The sequence below is a fragment of the Burkholderia sp. AU31624 genome (genome assembly GCF_020420065.1).
GTDB lineage: Bacteria > Pseudomonadota > Gammaproteobacteria > Burkholderiales > Burkholderiaceae > Burkholderia.
In genome coordinates this window covers 140,685-157,320 of sequence record NZ_JAIZRT010000006.1, presented here as the reverse complement: position 1 = coordinate 157,320, position 16,636 = coordinate 140,685, and the positions used below count along the sequence as shown (strand labels likewise).

At 69.0% G+C, this 16,636-nt stretch carries 14 protein-coding genes; 8 read left to right on the top strand and 6 right to left on the bottom strand.

What is annotated here, in order from left to right; genetic code table 11:
* Window positions 1-175 precede the first annotated feature (175 nt).
* Together LGM89_RS22655 and LGM89_RS22650 are read right to left on the bottom strand one after the other, a co-directional pair.
* Complete coding sequence (locus LGM89_RS22655; protein WP_226273938.1) at window positions 176-1,660, bottom strand: efflux transporter outer membrane subunit; 1,485 nt, start codon at window positions 1,658-1,660, stop codon at window positions 176-178.
* The gene (locus LGM89_RS22650) at window positions 1,657-2,703 is read right to left on the bottom strand and encodes an HlyD family secretion protein (protein WP_226273937.1); all 1,047 of its coding nucleotides are present in this window, start codon (window positions 2,701-2,703) and stop codon (window positions 1,657-1,659) included. Before LGM89_RS22650 ends, LGM89_RS22655 begins: the two co-directional genes overlap by 4 nt.
* An 83-nt stretch (window positions 2,704-2,786) precedes the next feature.
* Here LGM89_RS22650 and LGM89_RS22645 point away from each other — a divergent pair, with 83 nt between their 5' ends.
* Window positions 2,787-4,355: an MFS transporter gene (locus LGM89_RS22645; protein WP_226273936.1), complete on the top strand. Its 1,569-nt coding sequence runs from the start codon at window positions 2,787-2,789 to the stop codon at window positions 4,353-4,355.
* An 85-nt stretch (window positions 4,356-4,440) separates the two neighbouring features.
* Here LGM89_RS22645 and LGM89_RS22640 read toward each other — a convergent pair whose 3' ends face one another.
* The gene (locus LGM89_RS22640) at window positions 4,441-5,421 is read right to left on the bottom strand and encodes an alpha/beta fold hydrolase (protein ID WP_089498554.1); all 981 of its coding nucleotides are present in this window, start codon (window positions 5,419-5,421) and stop codon (window positions 4,441-4,443) included.
* 369 nt (window positions 5,422-5,790) lie between these two features.
* Here LGM89_RS22640 and LGM89_RS22635 point away from each other — a divergent pair, with 369 nt between their 5' ends.
* The 4 genes from LGM89_RS22635 (at window position 5,791) to LGM89_RS22620 (ending at window position 10,804) form a co-directional block, all read left to right on the top strand.
* Complete coding sequence (locus LGM89_RS22635; protein ID WP_089498555.1) at window positions 5,791-6,222, top strand: DUF3331 domain-containing protein; 432 nt, start codon at window positions 5,791-5,793, stop codon at window positions 6,220-6,222.
* Between the two features lie 541 nt (window positions 6,223-6,763).
* Window positions 6,764-8,572, top strand: coding sequence for a winged helix-turn-helix domain-containing protein (locus LGM89_RS22630; protein WP_226273935.1), 1,809 nt, complete (start codon window positions 6,764-6,766; stop codon window positions 8,570-8,572).
* A 231-nt stretch (window positions 8,573-8,803) separates the two neighbouring features.
* Complete coding sequence (locus tag LGM89_RS22625; RefSeq protein ID WP_226273934.1) at window positions 8,804-9,217, top strand: DoxX family protein; 414 nt, start codon at window positions 8,804-8,806, stop codon at window positions 9,215-9,217.
* 93 nt (window positions 9,218-9,310) lie between these two features.
* Entirely contained in the window at window positions 9,311-10,804 is a 1,494-nt protein-coding gene (locus tag LGM89_RS22620; protein WP_226273933.1) for a mechanosensitive ion channel family protein, read from the top strand.
* 35 nt (window positions 10,805-10,839) lie between these two features.
* Here the strand turns inward: LGM89_RS22620 and LGM89_RS22615 are convergent, their stop codons facing one another.
* Window positions 10,840-11,748 (bottom strand): LysR family transcriptional regulator, encoded by a 909-nt coding sequence (locus tag LGM89_RS22615; RefSeq protein ID WP_226273932.1) that lies wholly within the window; start codon window positions 11,746-11,748, stop codon window positions 10,840-10,842.
* Between the two features lie 121 nt (window positions 11,749-11,869).
* Here LGM89_RS22615 and LGM89_RS22610 point away from each other — a divergent pair, with 121 nt between their 5' ends.
* On the top strand, window positions 11,870-12,775 hold the full coding sequence (locus LGM89_RS22610; RefSeq protein WP_226206350.1) for a helix-turn-helix domain-containing protein: 906 nt from the start codon (window positions 11,870-11,872) through the stop codon (window positions 12,773-12,775).
* A gap of 119 nt (window positions 12,776-12,894) precedes the next feature.
* Here the strand turns inward: LGM89_RS22610 and LGM89_RS22605 are convergent, their stop codons facing one another.
* On the bottom strand, window positions 12,895-13,572 hold the full coding sequence (locus tag LGM89_RS22605; RefSeq protein WP_089498560.1) for a hypothetical protein: 678 nt from the start codon (window positions 13,570-13,572) through the stop codon (window positions 12,895-12,897).
* A gap of 106 nt (window positions 13,573-13,678) precedes the next feature.
* Between LGM89_RS22605 and LGM89_RS22600 the strand changes: the two genes are divergently transcribed.
* The gene (locus tag LGM89_RS22600) at window positions 13,679-14,842 is read left to right on the top strand and encodes an aldose epimerase family protein (RefSeq protein WP_226273931.1); all 1,164 of its coding nucleotides are present in this window, start codon (window positions 13,679-13,681) and stop codon (window positions 14,840-14,842) included.
* Window positions 14,843-14,869: 27 nt separating this feature from the next.
* Here the strand turns inward: LGM89_RS22600 and LGM89_RS22595 are convergent, their stop codons facing one another.
* Entirely contained in the window at window positions 14,870-15,727 is an 858-nt protein-coding gene (locus LGM89_RS22595) for a PhzF family phenazine biosynthesis protein (RefSeq protein WP_089498561.1), read from the bottom strand.
* Window positions 15,728-15,884: 157 nt separating this feature from the next.
* On the opposite strand from LGM89_RS22595, the gene LGM89_RS22590 reads away from it, so the two are divergent.
* Entirely contained in the window at window positions 15,885-16,631 is a 747-nt protein-coding gene (locus LGM89_RS22590) for an NUDIX hydrolase (protein ID WP_226273930.1), read from the top strand.
* Window positions 16,632-16,636: the final 5 nt, after the last annotated feature.

Below are 16,636 nucleotides of genomic sequence, written 5' to 3'. Positions count from 1 at the left end.
AGTGGTGCGGCGCGACGCACGTGCGGCACGTGGTGCGTCGGCCGGTGCGGCCGCGAGCGCATTGCCGCGCGGCGGTGATGGGCAACAGGGGCCACGTTGTCACTCCGGAGGTCGAAAAGGTGCGCAGGCTCGCCTGCGCGGTCGCTCATGCAGTCAGTCTACTGACGCGCCCGCTTCATTTCCTGAAGGGCGGCTGAAACGTTCTGAACGCGCCGGCACGCCATGCTTCGCGCCACCCGGTTCGACCTGAGCGCTCCGGCGGTGTCCAGCCGCCGCCCAACGCGCGCACGAGACTCACCGTCGCGACGGCTAGCGCCTGCCGGCTGTGAATCGACTGGCGCCGCGCATTCAATGCATCGCGATCCGCATCGATGACTTCGAGATAGCTGACGTAGCCATGCGCATAGCGGCTCAGCGACAGCCGTGCGGCGGCGTCCGTCGCGCGTACCGCGTTGTCGTAGCGCGCGATCCGCGCCTTCTGCGCGGCGATATCGTTGAGCGCGTCCTGCACGTCGCGCAGCGCGCCGATCGCGGTGGCGCGATAGTTCGCGTCGGCTGCGTCCATGCCGGCACGCGCGGCGGCCACCGTGGCGTCGCGCTTGCCGCCGTCGAACAGTGTCAGCGCGACGTTCGCGCCGAGACTCCACAGCGAGCTGTTGCGGTCGAGAAACGTGCGTAGATCGCGGGTGGCGAAGCCACCGTCGGCGGTCAGCGTCAGTGTCGGCAGCCACGCGGTGCGCGCGATGCCCAGTGCGAGCGACGCCGCATCGGCGCGCCGTGCCGCCGCGAATACGTCCGGGCGTTGGGCGAGCAGCGCGGACGGCAGCCCGGCCGGCACGTCGGGCACTTGCACGGGCACGGGGCGCGCGTCGACGTCGAACGCGGTCGGCGACACGCCGGTCAGCACCGCGATGGCGTCGACGAGGTTCTCGCGCAGCCGGCGGCTCTCCGCGAGATCGGCGTGCGCGGTATCGAGATCGGCCGACGCGCGCAGCCCGTCGAGATCGCTCGCCGCGCCGGCCCGCACGCGGGCGGCGATCACGTCGAGCGCGGTGCGCCGCAGCCCGATCGCGCGCGTGAGCGTCTCGAGATCGTCGTCGACGTAACGCAGCGTCAGGTAGTCGACGGCCACTTCGGTCGCCACCCGCAGACGCACCGCATCGCGGTCGGCCGCCGCCTGCAGCACGTTCTGTTCGCCGATGTCGGCATCGCCGCGCAAGCGGCCCCATAGATCGACTTCGTAGCTCGCGGCGATGGGAACCGACCAGTTGTGCATCGTGCGCTTCGGCAGCGCGTTGTCGACCGTACCGGATACGCGCGTGCGGCTGAACGACGGATCGACGCGCACGGTCGGCGCGAGTGCGGCATCGCGCACGCCGAGCAGCGCCTGCGCCTGGTCGACGCGTGCGGCCGCCGCGCGGATATCGAGGTTGTGCGCGAGCGCGGCGTCGACGAGGGTGCCGAGTTGCGGATCGCCGAACCACGCGGGCCACGCGGCGAGCGACGGCGTGCGCGTAGCGGGCGACGTATTGGTCGACGTATTGGTCGACGGATCGGCATGGCGGAACCCGTCGTGTCCGACCGGCACGGGCGCGAGCGGCTGCGGCGCGATCGAGCACGCGGCGAGCAGGCTGGCGGCGAGTACGGCGGCGCGCTTCATCGCGATTCGCCGCCGGGTTGCAGCGTGACGACGACCGACAGCCCGGGCCGGATGCGCGGCTCCGTCGCGGCCGGGCCGTCGAGCAGGATCTTCACGGGCACGCGCTGCGTGACCTTCGTGAAATTGCCGGTCGCATTGTCGGGCGGCAGCAATGCGAACTGGGCGCCCGTCGCGGGCGACAGGCTGTCGATGCGGCCGGTGAACGCACGCTGCGGCAGCGCATCGAAGTGCAATTGCACGGCATCGCCGGCGCGTACGCGCCGAAGCTGCGTCTCGCGGAAATTCGCGACGATCCAGGGGTGCGGCTCGACCAGCGTGAGCAGCGCCTGGCCGGGCGCGACGTGCTCGCCGGTCTCGACGGTCTTCTTGCCGACGTAGCCGTCCGACGGCGCGAGGACCGCCGTGTAGCCGAGCTGCAGCAGCGCGTCGTGCAGCTCGGCGTCGTTCTGGCTCGCCGCGGCATCGGCTGCCTCGGCGGCGGCGACGGCGCTGCGCCGTTGCGCATCGGCCGCCGCGACGCGCGCGCGGGCCGACTTGCGCGCGGCATCGGCCGCATCGAACTCCTGCTTCGACAGGCCGCGCGGCGTCTCGCGGGTGAGTTCGCGTGCACGCGCGTAATCGAGTTCGGCCTTTTCCGCATCGGCGTGTGCGGACACGAGCGCCGCGTCCGCCTGTTCGATCAGCGCGTGTGCGCGGCTCGCATCGGCATGTGCCTGGGCGACGCGTGCGCGCTGCGCGGCGACCCGCACGTCGAAATCGCGCCGGTCGATCTGCACGAGCGCGTCGCCCGCGTGCACGAACTGGTTGTCGTCGACGAGCACGCGTTCGACGGTGCCGGCGACGCGCGGCGAGATCACGTGCAGGTGGCCGGTCACGTATGCGTCGTCGGTGCCGCGATCGCGCGCGTCGAACTCGTACACGAGCAATGCGACGAGCAGCAGCGCGAGCGTCGCGATCGCCGCGATGGCGGGCCGGCGCGAGCGAACGGGCGCGGCGGGCGGCGGCGCCGAAGCGGCCGGCGTATCGGCGGAAAACGAGGTCATGGTCGGCAAACTCCATCGTACGGACGCGGTTCGACGCATCGCGTTATGCTTGCGCCAGCTTGACAGCGGGGAGCCGCCTGACGATGAACACCACGTTTGCGACCGGTCGTGCCGCGCCGGCGGCGGCCCCCGACATACCGACGTTCCGCTCGATCGCCGCGATCGCGGCCGTATTGCTCGGCGCGGTCATCGCGACGCTGACCTCGCGCATCACGTCGCTCGGGCTCGCCGACGTGCGCGGCGCGCTCGGCGTCGGCTTCGACGAAGGCGCGTGGATCAACACCGCGTTTACCGCGTCGCAGATGTTCGTCGGGCCGCTGGCGATCGCCGCGGCATTCATGTTCGGCACGCGCCGCGTGCTGGTCGCGGGCGCCGTCGTGTTTCTCGGCGCCGAAACCGTGCTGCCGCTCTGCACGCAGTTCGGCGCGTTCGTCGTGTTCCAGGCGATCGCGGGGCTCGCGTCCGGCGTGTTCGTCCCGCTGACGGTCGGCTTCGTCGTCCGGACGCTGCCGCCGCGTCTCATTGCGTTCGGCATCGCCGCGTATGCGATGAATCTCGAGATGTCGCTGAACCTGTCGGCGACGCTCGAGGGCTGGTACAGCGAACACCTGAGCTGGCGCTGGCTGTTCTGGCAGAACGCGGTGCTGACGGTGCCGTTCATCGCGTGCCTGCTGCTGTCGCTGGCGGACGAGCCGGTCAAGCGCTTCGCGTCCGGCCTCGATGCGCGCGGGATGCTGCTCGGCGCCGGCGGCTTCGCGTGCCTGTGCGTCGCGCTCGACCAGGGCGAACGGCTGTTCTGGCTGCAGTCGCCGCTGATCGTCGTGCTGCTCGCGCTCGGCACCCTGATGGTCGCCGCGTTCCTGATTCATGAGCTCGCGTCGCCGCGCGCGGGCCTCGATCTCGGCTATCTCGCGCGGCCGAACATCGCGCTGCTGATCGTGCTCGTCGGCCTCGTGCGCTTCACCGTGCTCAATACGAGCTTCATCCCGTCGCTGTTCCTCGCCAGCACCTACGGGCTGCGGCCGTTGCAGATCGGCGATACGCTGCGCTGGATCGCGATCCCGCAGCTGCTGTTCGCGCCGTGCGTCGCGCTGCTGCTGCAGCGCGTCGATCCGCGCCGGTTGATCGTGGCCGGCTTCGTGACGGTGGCGATCGCCTTCGCGCTCGGCGCGCGCCTCACGTCCGCGTGGGCCGAACCCGACTTCATTCCGTCGCAACTGCTGCAGGCGCTCGGGCAGACGATGGCGCTGACGTCGGTGATCTTCTTCTTCGGCAAGCACGTGACGGCCGAACACGCGTTGACGTTCGGCGCGGTCGTGCAGACGACGCGCCTGCTGAGCGGGCAGCTCGGCACGACGTCGATCGCGGTGATTCAGCGGATCAGGGAGGGTACCCATTCGAATCTCGTCGGTCTGCATGTGTCGCTGTCGGATCCCGAGACGCTCGAGCGGCTGCGCGCCGGTGCAACCTCGCTGGTGACGCACGGCGCCACGGTCGCGACCGGCAACCAGGCCACGTACGCGCTCGTCGATCGGGCGGTGCGCGTGCAGGCGACCACGCTCGCGCTGGCCGACAATTTCCGCGTGGCGATGGTGTGCGCGCTCGCCGGTGCGCTGATCGGCCTCCTGTTGAGGCCGGTGCGGGCGCAGTGAGCGCGGCGCGGCTGAATTGTTCTGAAAAATCCTGAACGGCACGCCTGCCGAAGCGGCATGCGCGCCGCGACGGCAGACGGTGCGCTTACGCCTGCAGGAACGCGAGCAGCTCGGCGTTGATGCGATCGGCGTTCACGACGCACATGCCGTGCGAGCCGCCTTCGATCACCTTCAACTGCGCGTGCTTGACGATCTTCGACGACAGCCGGGCCGAATCGTCGATCGGCACGATCTGGTCGTCATCGCCGTGCAGCACGAGCGTCGGCACGTCGATCTTCTTGAGATCGTCCGTGTAGTCGACTTCGGAAAACTCCTTCACGCACAGATACTGGCCGTGAATGCCGCCCATCATGCCCTGCGACCAGAACGCGTCGATCGTGCCCTGCGACGGCTTGGCGTTCGGGCGGTTGAACCCGAAGAACGGCACCGCGAGATCCTTGTAGAACTGCGAACGGTTCTCGGCGACGTTCTTGCGGATGCCGTCGAATACGTCCATCGGCAGGCCGCCGGGATTGGTCGGCGACTTCACCATCTGCGGCGGCACCGCGCCGATCAGCACGGCCTTCGACACGCGCTTCGTGCCGTGGCGGCCGATGTAGCGCGCCACTTCGCCACCGCCCGTCGAGTGGCCGACGAGCGTGGCTTCGCGCACGTCCAGTGCGTCGAGCAGGGCGGCCAGATCGTCCGCGTACGTGTTCATGTCGTTGCCGCGCGACGGCTGGCTCGACCGGCCGTGGCCACGGCGGTCGTGCGCGATCACGCGATAGCCGTGCTGCACGAGGAACAGCATCTGCGCGTCCCACGCGTCCGCACACAGCGGCCAGCCGTGCGAGAACACGACCGGGCGGCCGGTGCCCCAGTCCTTGAAGTAGATCTGCGTGCCGTCCTGGGTGGTGATCGTGTTCATCGAATGGGCTCCTGGGTGGGCTGAAGCGGCGCTGCGGGCGGGGGTGCCGGCCGCGGCCGCGATCGCGGGCAGCGCGGCGGCCGCGACGGCCGTCGCGCCGGCAAGCAGCATGTCGCGGCGGCGCGCCGACGAAACGGCGTCGGTCTGTTCGGGGTGCATCTGGACTCCTGAAATATGCGGCGCAACGATGCCGCGCGGGATGGTGGATCGGTGACGACCGGCCGCGGCCATCCCGCCGGCAGCCGGTCCGCTTGCGTCGTCGCACGTCGGTTCGTGCCGCGTGGACGAACGAAAGCCGTCGGGAGCGTATCGCGGCGCGCCGCGCGCCGTACTGAAATCAGGCTGAATTTTCTTGAACGCGCCGCGTCGCGGACGGAAATTCGCCGGGCTGCAGAAAAATTAAGCGCGCGACCGGGACTCTTCAGCGCGCGGCGACTATCGTCGACATCGGATCATCCGCGCACCGTTCGCGCCGCGCGCACGGATCCGACCGCCCGCACCGCCCGTCACTCGCCTGGATATGCCGCCATGGATGCCTTCAATCGCTGGGAGCACATGATCACGTCGCTCGGGCCGCCTTCCCTGGCGGGCGTCCGATCGATGCCGATGCCGCGCGCGCGACAGGCGGACGGCCCGCGCCGCGGCCATCGCGGCGACGCGCCGACGCCGTCGAGCGGCGACATACGCCGCCGCAGCGCGATCGTCACCGCCGAGCGGCAGACCGATTCGTCGATGCTGGTGTCGTGGAGCGACCCGACGCACTGCCGCTACGACGAGCAGCGCTGGATCAGCGCGAAGGCGCGCGGGCTCGGGCGGTGCGCGCTCACCGGCGGGCCGATCCGGGTCGGCGATGCCATCTACAAGCCCCAGTGGCGCGGCGCGAAACGGCCGGCGAACTGCCGCGAGATGATTCTGGCGTCGGCGCTCGACGCGTTCGCCGCGCGACAGTCCCGGCCATGACGCCGGCAGCGCGGCGCTGCGCCGGTAGCGACCGGCGCGATACATCGTGAAGCCGCCAGCCGCGGAACGGGAGTGACCGCGACACGTTCGCCGATACCGCGACGAAGGGCCGCTGTTTGCACCGGCCCGATTGCACGGCTGCTCGAAGCGGGACTCGTTCCGCTATCGGTGCGGAGCGATGCTCGACCGGCGCAACATGCGGAGCCCGCGCTGATTCGATCGACCGGCCGAATCAAAAGGAAAATACGTCGAATTTTTCAGAACCGGCAATCATATCGTCTGATATATGGAAATCACATTTACAAACGAATCGGCCATTCGCACATGAATCGTGCGCTGCCGTGCCGAGCCTGCCGCATTGCAGTGCAGATGGCCACGCGCGTGCCGCACATCGTCACGGCGTTTTTCGTCATTTCAAAAAATTCGATCGCTTCATTCTGATAATTTGAATCATTCTGCTACGTAAATACCGTAGCATTGACGCGAAACCGGCGCGCGGTTTAAACCGTGCGCCGTTGAATGTCACCATCAAGAAATTGCGATGATCCGAATTGGAACACTTCACGTTTTTCTCGACAGACGTGAAATTCGTTCGAACGGCAAGCTGTTGCGCATCGGTAGCCGCGCATTCGAGATTCTCGAGCTGTTGATTCGGGCGAACGGCGCACTGGTATCGAAAGACGAAATCATGCAGCGCGTGTGGCCGCACACCGTGGTGGAAGAAAACAACCTGCAGGTGCACATCGCGTCGCTGCGCAAGGCGTTGGCCGACGACCGGAACCTGATCGTGACGGTGCCGGGCCGCGGCTATCGGCTCGTCACCGAGCAACATGACGACGGCGGCGCGCCCGTGCGCCCCGCGATGTCGCGGCCGTCCGCCGCGCCCGGCGCGCTGTTCGGCCGCGAACGCATGGTCGGCGAGGTGCTGGCCGCGTTGCAGGACGCCCGCATCGTGACGCTGGTCGGCGCGGGCGGCATCGGCAAGACGCGCATCGCGATCGAAGCGGCCGCGCGCGCGGACGCGCGTTTTCCCGAGGGCACCGTGTTCGTGTCGCTCGCGACGGTCGCGTGCCCGCGCTTCGTGCCGGATGCGCTCGCGGGCGCGTTCGGCATCGCGCAGCCGACCGGCGCGCTGACCCTCGAAGCGGTGCTCGCCGCGGTCGCACGCCGCCGGATGCTGCTCGTGCTCGACAATTGCGAACACCTGCTCGATGCCGCGGCGCGGATCGCGAGCGCGCTGACCGATGCGGACGACGGGCTGTGCGTGCTCGCGACGAGCCGGGAATCGCTGCGCATCCACGGCGAGCGCGTGTGCCCGGTGTTGCCGCTCGACGTGCCGGACGAAGGCGCGGCCGAACACGATGCGATGCGCGCGAGCGCCGTGCAGTTGTTCGCCGCGCGCGCCCGCGCGGCCGATCCGCGTTTTCCGCTCGATGCGCGCAGCCTGTCGCTGATGGCGTCGGTCTGCCGCCGGCTCGACGGTCTGCCGCTCGCGATCGAACTGGCCGCGGCGCGTGCCGCCGTGCTCGGCATCGACGTGCTGGCCGCCCATCTCGACGATCATTTCCGGCTGCTGACGGGCGGTTTCCGCACCGCGCTCCCGCGCCATCAGACATTGCAGGCGATGTACGACTGGAGCGACCGGCTGCTGGGCGATGCCGAGCGCCTGCTGTTGCGATGGCTCGGCGTGTTCCGCGACGGTTTCTCGATCGAGGCCGTGCGCGCGGTGGTCGGCCCGAACGGGCTGGCCGGTGCCGACCTGCTCGATACGATCGCGGGCCTCGTGTCGAAATCGCTGCTGATCCTCGAGACCGCGCACGGCGCGCCGCGCTACCGGTTGCTGACGACCACGCGCGCGTACGCGCAGCAGCAGCTCGACGCGCACGGCGACGGCGCGGCGGCCGCGCGCGCGCACGCCGGCTATTTCCTCGAGTTGTTCCGGCAAGCGGCGCATGGCGGTGGCGCGCGGGGCGGCGATCAAGGCGGCTCCACGCGGCTCGAGGCGGTGCGGCGTGAGCTCGGCAACCTGCGTGCCGCGCTCGACTGGGCATTCTCGGCGAACGGCGATGCGGCGCTCGGCGTCGCGCTCGCGGCGGTCGCGGTGCCTTGCCTGTTCGACCTGTCGCTCGTCGACGAATGCCGCGAACGGGCGCGCGTGGCGCTCGATGCGATGCGCGACGCCGACACCACGGCAGAGGCCGCCGATGCGCGCGTGCGCTTGCTCGCCGCGTATGCGGCGGCGCTTGCGCATACGGCCGGATCGACGCAGGCGGTGCACGACGCGTGGTCGGAAGTGCACGCGCTCGGCTTCGATGCGGCCGAGGCGGAGCTGCCGGCGCGCGACGGCTGACGGCGGACGGGCGGGGTGCCTGCCGCGCTTCAGAACGTTTCAGCGCGGCTCAAGGACACGGGCACGCGGCATGCGTAGAGTGCGAGCGTAAGGCGCGGCCATCCCGGCACGCTTGCGTGGCGATCCCGTGCGCGCGCCGAGATATCGCGACGCCATCCGCCAAGCGGGCGTCGCGACACGTGCGGCGCCCCCTGCGCCGCCGCGTGCCCGCCCAACCGGACGAACCGCCGCATGAAACTTCCCGAATCCGACCTTTCCCGCCACGCGACCGACCTCGGCCTGCTGTTCCTGCGCGTCACCGCCAGCGTGCTGCTGCTCGTGGTTCACGGCTTGCCCAAAGTCCTTCACTACACGTCGGAAGCCGCCGCCATCGAGGATCCGTTCCATCTCGGCCGCACGCTGTCGATCCTGTTCGCGATCTTCGCGGAAGTCGTGTGCCCGGTCTTCATGATCGTCGGCGTATGGCCGCGGCTGGCCGCGTTGCCGGTGATGATCATCACGCTCGTCGCGCTGGTGTTCGTCCATCCCGACTGGTCGCTGCGCGATGCGCAGTTCGCGTGGATGCTGCTGATCCTGTTCGGCACGATCGCGATCGCGGGGGCCGGCCGCTATGCGTTGCCGGGCGTGGTGCGCCGGCGCGCGTAGCGCGGCCGCGGGCGCGCCCAGCCTCTCGTCGCGGCGGCGACGGACCGACCGTCACGCTGCCGTCGCCATCGTTCCGTTCCGTTTCGTTTCGATATGCTGAATCTTTCCGACACGGCGCTCTACGGCGCGCCGATCGTGCTGGCCGATCTCGTCGCGTGGCGCCTGTTCGGGCGCGGCCGCGGCGCGACGCGGGCGGTGTGGCGCTGCGCGGCCTTCGCCGCACTGACTGCCGTGCTGTTCGCGCACGGCGTGAGCCCGCTCGCCGTTCCCGCGTCGGCCACCGGCCTCGACCGCATCGCGCTCCAGGCCATCTGCATCGCGTGGTGGCTGCAATGCGCGATCGTCTTCAGCCTGCTGCTCGATCATCTGCTGTTGCCGCCCGCGTGGCGCAGCCAGCGGCTCTTTCACGACATCGCCGCGGGCGTCGTGTTCGGCGCGGCCGTGGTCGCCGCGCTGGGCTACGTGCTCGGCCTGCCGTTGAGCGGCGTCGTCGCGACGTCGGGCGCGGTGGCGGTGATCCTCGGTCTCGCGCTGCAGAACACGCTGAACGACGTATTCTCCGGGCTCGTGCTGAACACCACGCAGCCGTTTCGTCTGAACGACACCGTGTCGATCGGCGAAATCGAAGGGCGGATCGTCGAGAGCAACTGGCGGGCGACGAAGCTGATCGACAGCCTCGGCAACCTGGTCGTCGTGCCGAACAGCGCCGCGGCCCGCGCCACCATCGTGAACCTCAGCGAACCGTCCGGCCTGCACGGCGTGACGCTCACGCTCGACGTCGATCCCGCGGTGCGGCCGGCGGTCGTGGTCGGCGCGCTCGAGCGCGCGGCGGCCAGTTCGCTCGACGTGCTCGCGCGCCCCGCGCCGGTTGCCGTCGTGAAGGCGTTCGGCACCAACGCGATCCGCTACGAGCTGCTCGGCTACGTCGACGCGCTGCAGAAGACGACGGCCGTGCGCAACGCGCTGTACGATCTCGCGCACCGGCATCTGGCCGCGGCAGGCACCGCATGGCGGCCGCTCGCGAGCGCCGCGCCGGCAACGGCACCGGACGGGCGCGATGGGCACGATCGGCGTGACGTATCGCGCCGGTTGCTGCTGTTGCGTGCGGTGGACCTGTTCGCGCACGTCGACGGCGACGATCTCGCCGCGCTGGCCGATGCGCTGGTCTCGCGCTCGTTCGGCCAGGGCGACGTGATCTACGCGTCGAATTCGGATACGCGCGTGCTGACGATCGTCGAATCCGGCGTCGCGGCCGTATTCGTGCCGGGCCCGGCGGGCGACGTCGAGGTGCGGCGCATGGCGCCTGGAGACGCGATCGGACAATCGGTCGTGCTGGCCGGCACGCGCCTGCATGCGACCGTGCATGCGGTGACCGCGATGACCGTCCTGCAACTGCGCAGCGCCGACCTGTCGGCGCTGATCCGCAGGAAGCCGGAGCTCGGCAGGCTGATGTGCGAATCGGTGACCGAGCACATCGCGGCCGAGGAAAGGATGATGATCCCGCCGGTCGAGAAGGCGCACGCGTCATTCAGCCTGATCGCGTGGCTCGAGAAGGAAATGAAGCGCGTGCACGACTCGATCGTCTGACGCGGGGGGGTGACCTTCGCTGGCGCCGAACGCGATCAGGCGAGCTGCAAGAGGCGATCGACGAGGTCGGGGCGATCGAGTTGCTCGACCCACCACAGGAGTGCACGGCCGGCCTCGTCGCTGCGCCACGCGAGATAGCAATGCGTGGTATCGCGCATGCCGGTCACGCGGCGGGCGACGAGCTTGCCGTCGGCGATCGCACGGGCGGCGATGCATTCCGGCAGCGTGCCCACCGCCAGCCCTTCGCATTGCGCATCGAGCTTGGCCGCGAGCGTCGGCACCGCGAGCGTCGGCTGGCCTGCATCGATCGCAACCGATTGCGGCGGCAACTCGCGCGACGTATCGCTGATCACCGCGCCGCGATACTGGACGACCGTTGCCATCGACAGCGGCTCGGGAAGCGCGGCGAGCGGGTGGGTCGGCGCAACGGCGAACACGTGTTTCAGCGCGCCGATCGGGCGCGCGATGATGTTCGGCAGTTCGGGCGGCGCGCCGGCGGCGCCGACGACGAGATCCGCGCGGCGCGAGATCAGCGCGTCCCAGGCACCGCCGAGCACTTCGGTCGACAGCCGCAGCCGCGTGTCCATCTCGAGCGCATAGAACCGGTGCACGAACGGCCACATCGCATCGAACGGCAGGATCTCGTCGATACAGATGCGGACCTCGGTTTCCCAGCCTTCCTGCGCGCGCTGCGCCTTCATCTCAAGTTGTTCGGCCGCATGCAGGAGCCGCCGGCCTTCCTCGACGACGATGCGGCCCGCGTGCGTGAGCTTCGCGCGTCGTCCGCTGCGGTCGAACAGCATGACGCCGAGATCGCTCTCGAGTTTTTGTACCAGGTAGGTCAGGGCGGACGGCACGCGATGCAGCAGTTCCGCGGCTTCGGCGAACGTGCCGGTACGGTCGATCGCATCCAGTGCTTCGAGCGCTTCGAATGACAGCTTCATCGCGAGTTCCGGGTGGAGGAGGCTGGCGCATCATACCAGCGCGTGCCGCGCGGAGGGCCGCACGCGTCATGGTGGTTTGCTAGACTGATGCTCCTCGTCATTCACCTGCTTGTCTCCACTCATGACTGCGCGTCAGCCGGACAACGCTTCTTCCGATTTCATCCCGGCCGACGTCCGGCAGACCGTCGTCGCGCAGGCGCTCCCGAAGGGACAGGTCAGCATCGTCCGGCTGAAGTCGCCGCGCCGCAACAGCGGGCTCACCGCGCCCTATCAACTGGAGAATTCGGATCTCATCGTGTTGCAGTTGCGCCCGTTCGGCGAGCAGGATCTGTGGCTCGACGGCCGCCGCGCGCCGTTCGTGCCGTACGGCGCGGGCACGGTCACGGTTTACGATCTCGATCGCGAGTGGGTAGCCGATCTGAAGGGCGCGTTCGACTGCCTGCATTTCCACATGCCGCGCCCGCTGCTCGAGGAAACGGTGGACGACCTCGGCGGCCGGCAGCGGCCGCGGCTTTACCTGCCGCCTCATCTGAGCGCGCACGACCCGATCATCCACTCGCTCGGCCAGTCGCTGCTGCCCGCGCTCGCGCGGCCGGGCGAGGCGTCGCAGATCTTCATCGATCACGTCGGGCTCGCGTTTCAGGCGCACGTGGCCCACCGTTATGGCGGCGTCAGCGAGCGACGGGAAAAGACGTACGGGAAACTCACGCCGTCGCAGGCGCGCCGTGCGAAGGAATTGCTGCTCGAGCATCTCGACGGCAACCTCGGGCTGGCCGACGTGGCAAGCGCATGCGGCCTGTCTCGCAGCTATTTCGTGAAAGCGTTTCATCAGACGACCGGGCTGCCGCCGCATCGCTGGCTCATCGTGCAGCGTGTCGAACGGGCGAAGGAGTGGATGCGCAATCCGAGCCTGCCGTTGAGCATGATTGCCGACGCGTGCGGTTTTGCCGATCAGAGCCACTTCTCGCGGACCTTCACGCGCCTGACCGGCGTCAGCCCTCGCCGCTGGCGAGCGGACCATACCTGAGCGTCGTGATGCGGGGCCGGGCAGGTTTCCGTGATGGCGGGTGGGCAGTTGCCCGGGGAAATTGAACCTGCCAGGCGCGCGCCCATTCGAATGCGCAGCAGACGCTGAGCGCAGCGTGCTTATGCATAGAAGCCGATCAGCATGTCGAGATTGCGTTGCGCGTGCTGCTCGAGCGGCGCGAATTCCGCCGATCGAAACAACGGGGCCTGCGCGCGCAGATGTTCGAGCGCCTGCCTGCGGCCGGCGCGGAAGGCTGCCGACGGCGCATCGGGATCCTGCGCCCACTCGCGCGCGATCGCGCGGTCGTATTCACGGAGCCGGTCGGGTGCGGCCGCGAGGATCGCGAGATCGGCGTCGAGAAAAATTTGCGCGGCGCGCTGCAATTCCGGATCGACGGCGAACCTGTCAGGCAGCCGGTGCGACTTCGTCGCCAGCACCAGGTCGCGGGCCACGGACACGTGCGATGCATGCGCATGCAACCACGCTGCGTCGCAATGCGCGTGCGTGACCTGCGCGAGCCATTGCGCGCTGAGCGCTTCGTTGTCCGCATACGCCGGCAGTGTCGTCGCGTAGACGATGTCGTGTGCCCACACGGCCAGCTCGATGGCCGGCCACAGCGGGTCCGCGCGATACGGCGCGAGGTGCGCGAACAGTTCCGCCAGATGGGCGAGCGTGTGGTAGAAGCGCTGCGGCTCGCCGTACGCGCGTTCGACGAGCGGCCACACGGCCGTCGTGCCGAAGCAGGCGTCGCAGGCCGCGCGCAGCGTGCGCGCGATATCGGGATCGAGGGCGTTCATGGTGGCGGTCGGCTCGGGCAGGCGGTGCGCGGAGCATAGCAAACGTGGCCGCGAGCAGGCATGCCGCTTGCGCACGCGCACGCATTGCACCGTATCGGAGGTTGCCATGAAACGCATCTGGCCGCGCTGCCCGCTGCTCGCGATCTGGGCGGTCGGGGCGCTCGCGCTGTCCGCAGACCTCGCATCGGCGGCGCCCGACGTCTCGATCAGCCGCGCGGATGAAGGAACGACCGCGGCCGGGCAGCCGGTGAGCGAGTACACGCTGGCGAACCAGCGCGGCGTGACGCTGAAAGTCATCACGTACGGCGCTATCGTGACCTCGCTCGACGTGCCGGACCGCGCCGGCCACGTCGCCGACATCGTGCTCGGCTTCGATTCGCTGCACGACTACGAAGCGCACAACGGCAACATCCATTTCGGCGCACTGATCGGCCGGTATGCGAACCGCATTGCCGGCGGGCGGTTCCCGCTCGATGGCCGGACGTGGGCGCTGCCGGTCAACGACGGGCCGAACACGCTGCATGGCGGCCCCGGCAGTTTCGACGCGAAGGTATGGACGGTCACCGGTACGCACAGCGACGCGAGCGGTTCGAGCGTCACGCTGCGCTACGTGAGCCCCGACGGCGAGAACGGCTTTCCCGGCACATTGACGACCGACGTGACCTACACGCTGACACGTGACAACCAGATCCGCATCGACTATCGCGCGACGACCGACAAGGACACGGTCGTCAACCTCACTAACCACAGCTACTTCAATCTGGCCGGGCACGCCGGCGGCAGCGTCGAGCGGCAACTGATCGAGATCGCCGCCTCGCGCTTCACGCCGACCGACGAGACGTCGATTCCGACCGGGCAACTGGCGAGCGTCGCGGGTACGCCGATGGATCTGCGCCAGTTGACGCCGATCGGTGCGCATTTGCGCGACGCCTATCCGCAGCTCGTCATGGCGCATGGGTACGACCAGAACTGGGTGCTCGACCAGGGCGGCCAGCCGGCGCCGGCGTTTGCCGCGCGCGCCTATGATCCGGCGTCGGGGCGTTTTCTCGAGCTGTACACGACGCAGCCGGGGCTGCAGTTCTATACGGCCAACGGATTGAACGGCAGCGTCGCGGGCAAGGGCGGGACGGTCTATCGGCAAACCGATGCGTTCGCGCTGGAGGCCGAGCATTTTCCCGATTCGCCGAATCATCCGGCATTCCCGACGACGGTACTCAAGCCCGGCGAGACGCTGCACGAAGCGACGGTGTGGCGGGTGGGGGCGCGATGAGCCGGGGCGCGGCCCGGATCGTCTCCGCTACAGGTTGACCACGCCGCGCCCGAGTTCGATCACGCGGCCGCCCACGCCGATCTCGCCGCTCGCACTGACCGACAGCCGCAATCGGCAAGGCCGGCCGATAGCGTCACCCTGTTCGACCTGAAACGCGGCCGGCAGGTCACGCTGCATCGCAAGCAGCCACCCGCCCAGGTTTGCGCAGGCCGACCCGGTGCCCGGGTCTTCCGAGACGCTGCCTTGCTTCACGAAGAAGTAGCGCGACACCACCGTCCCCGGACGCTCGGCATCGAACGCGAATACGTAGGCGGTCTTGCGGCCGAGGCTGCTGGTCGGCCAGATATCGAGGCAGGCGCTGTCGGGCTGCGCGCGGCGCACGGCGGCGGGATCCTTGAGCGCGACCAGCAACTGGTCGGCGCCGGTGTCGACCCAGATCGGCGGCGCGAGCAGATCGTCTTCCGTGAGCCCCAGCAAGGTCGCCGTCCGGGCGTCCGACAATTCGCACGGCGCCGTCTTCGGCATGCCTGCGTGCGGCGCGGTGAACGTCCACACGTCGTCATGCGCGCTCACGTCGACCACGCCTGCCTTGAACTCGAGCGCGAGCGCGTGGCCCGCACCCTGCAGGTCGCGCACGACATGCGCGGTGCCGAGCGTCGGATGGCCGGCAAAGGCCATCTCATGGCCCGGCGTGAAAATGCGAACCCGCGCATGGGCGCGCTCGGACGGCAGCACGAAGGTCGTTTCGGACAGGTTGAACTGCACCGCGAGCGCCCGCATGGTCGCGTCGTCCATGCCGCGCGCATCGTCGAATACGCAAAGCGGGTTGCCGCCGAAAGTCGATTCGGCGAATACGTTCAGCAGGCGGAAGGCGTAGGAAGGCATTTGAATCTCGTGTGGGTGCGGCAGTCGACGGACCGAGGGGGCACGTTTGTCGCCGGCTTGCGGCAGAGCGGCGGCGACATCGCGTCGCGATGCGGTGCGTCATTGTGCCCGCAAGATGCGATGAAAGGGCGGCATCCGGGTTGTCCGTTTTTCATGCATGATCGGGTATCTCCGGTTTGCCGATGGAGATTCGGTTCGATCATTCGACTATCCGCAACGTGCAGGTTCGAGCGTGCAGGGGAAAGACATGGGATCTGACGGAAGCGCTCCGGATACCGGCGGCGACCAACCGAATGCCGGCTCGCCGCAAACGCTCCTGGACGCGATCGTCCGTGGCGTCGAAGGCCACGGCATCCCTGCCGGCACCGATTGGCCGACCGCGAAGCAACTCCTCGCGGACAACGAGGGCCAGTGGAAATTCTCGGCGGTGCTGGTCGCGATCGTCGCGCGGCGCGAGCCGACGATCCTGTTGACCCGACGCGCGTCGGACCTCAGCGAATACTCGTCGCATGTGAGTTTTCCGGGCGGACGCCCGGCCGAGTCCGACCGCGATATCGGCGCGACCGCCTTGCGCGAGGCATTCGAGGAAATCCGCCTCGCGCCTGATGTGGTCCGCGTGGCCGGCAGCTTGCCGATCCACAAAACCAGAAAACGCAATCACGCGATCTTTCCCGTGGTCGGCATCGTGCCGGACACGGCGATATGGGAGGCGGCGCCCGCGGAAGTCGCGGAGATCTTCGAGTTTCCGTTCGCCGTGCTGCTGAATCCGGAGCTGCTGCGGCAATACACGGACGGCGAGCGCACGGGCGCATGGTACTGGGCGGAGCAGACGCAGGACATCTGGGGCGTGACGGCGCTCATCCTGAGGTCGCTCGCCGGTCTGGTGCGCGATGCCATGCGATGACGGCA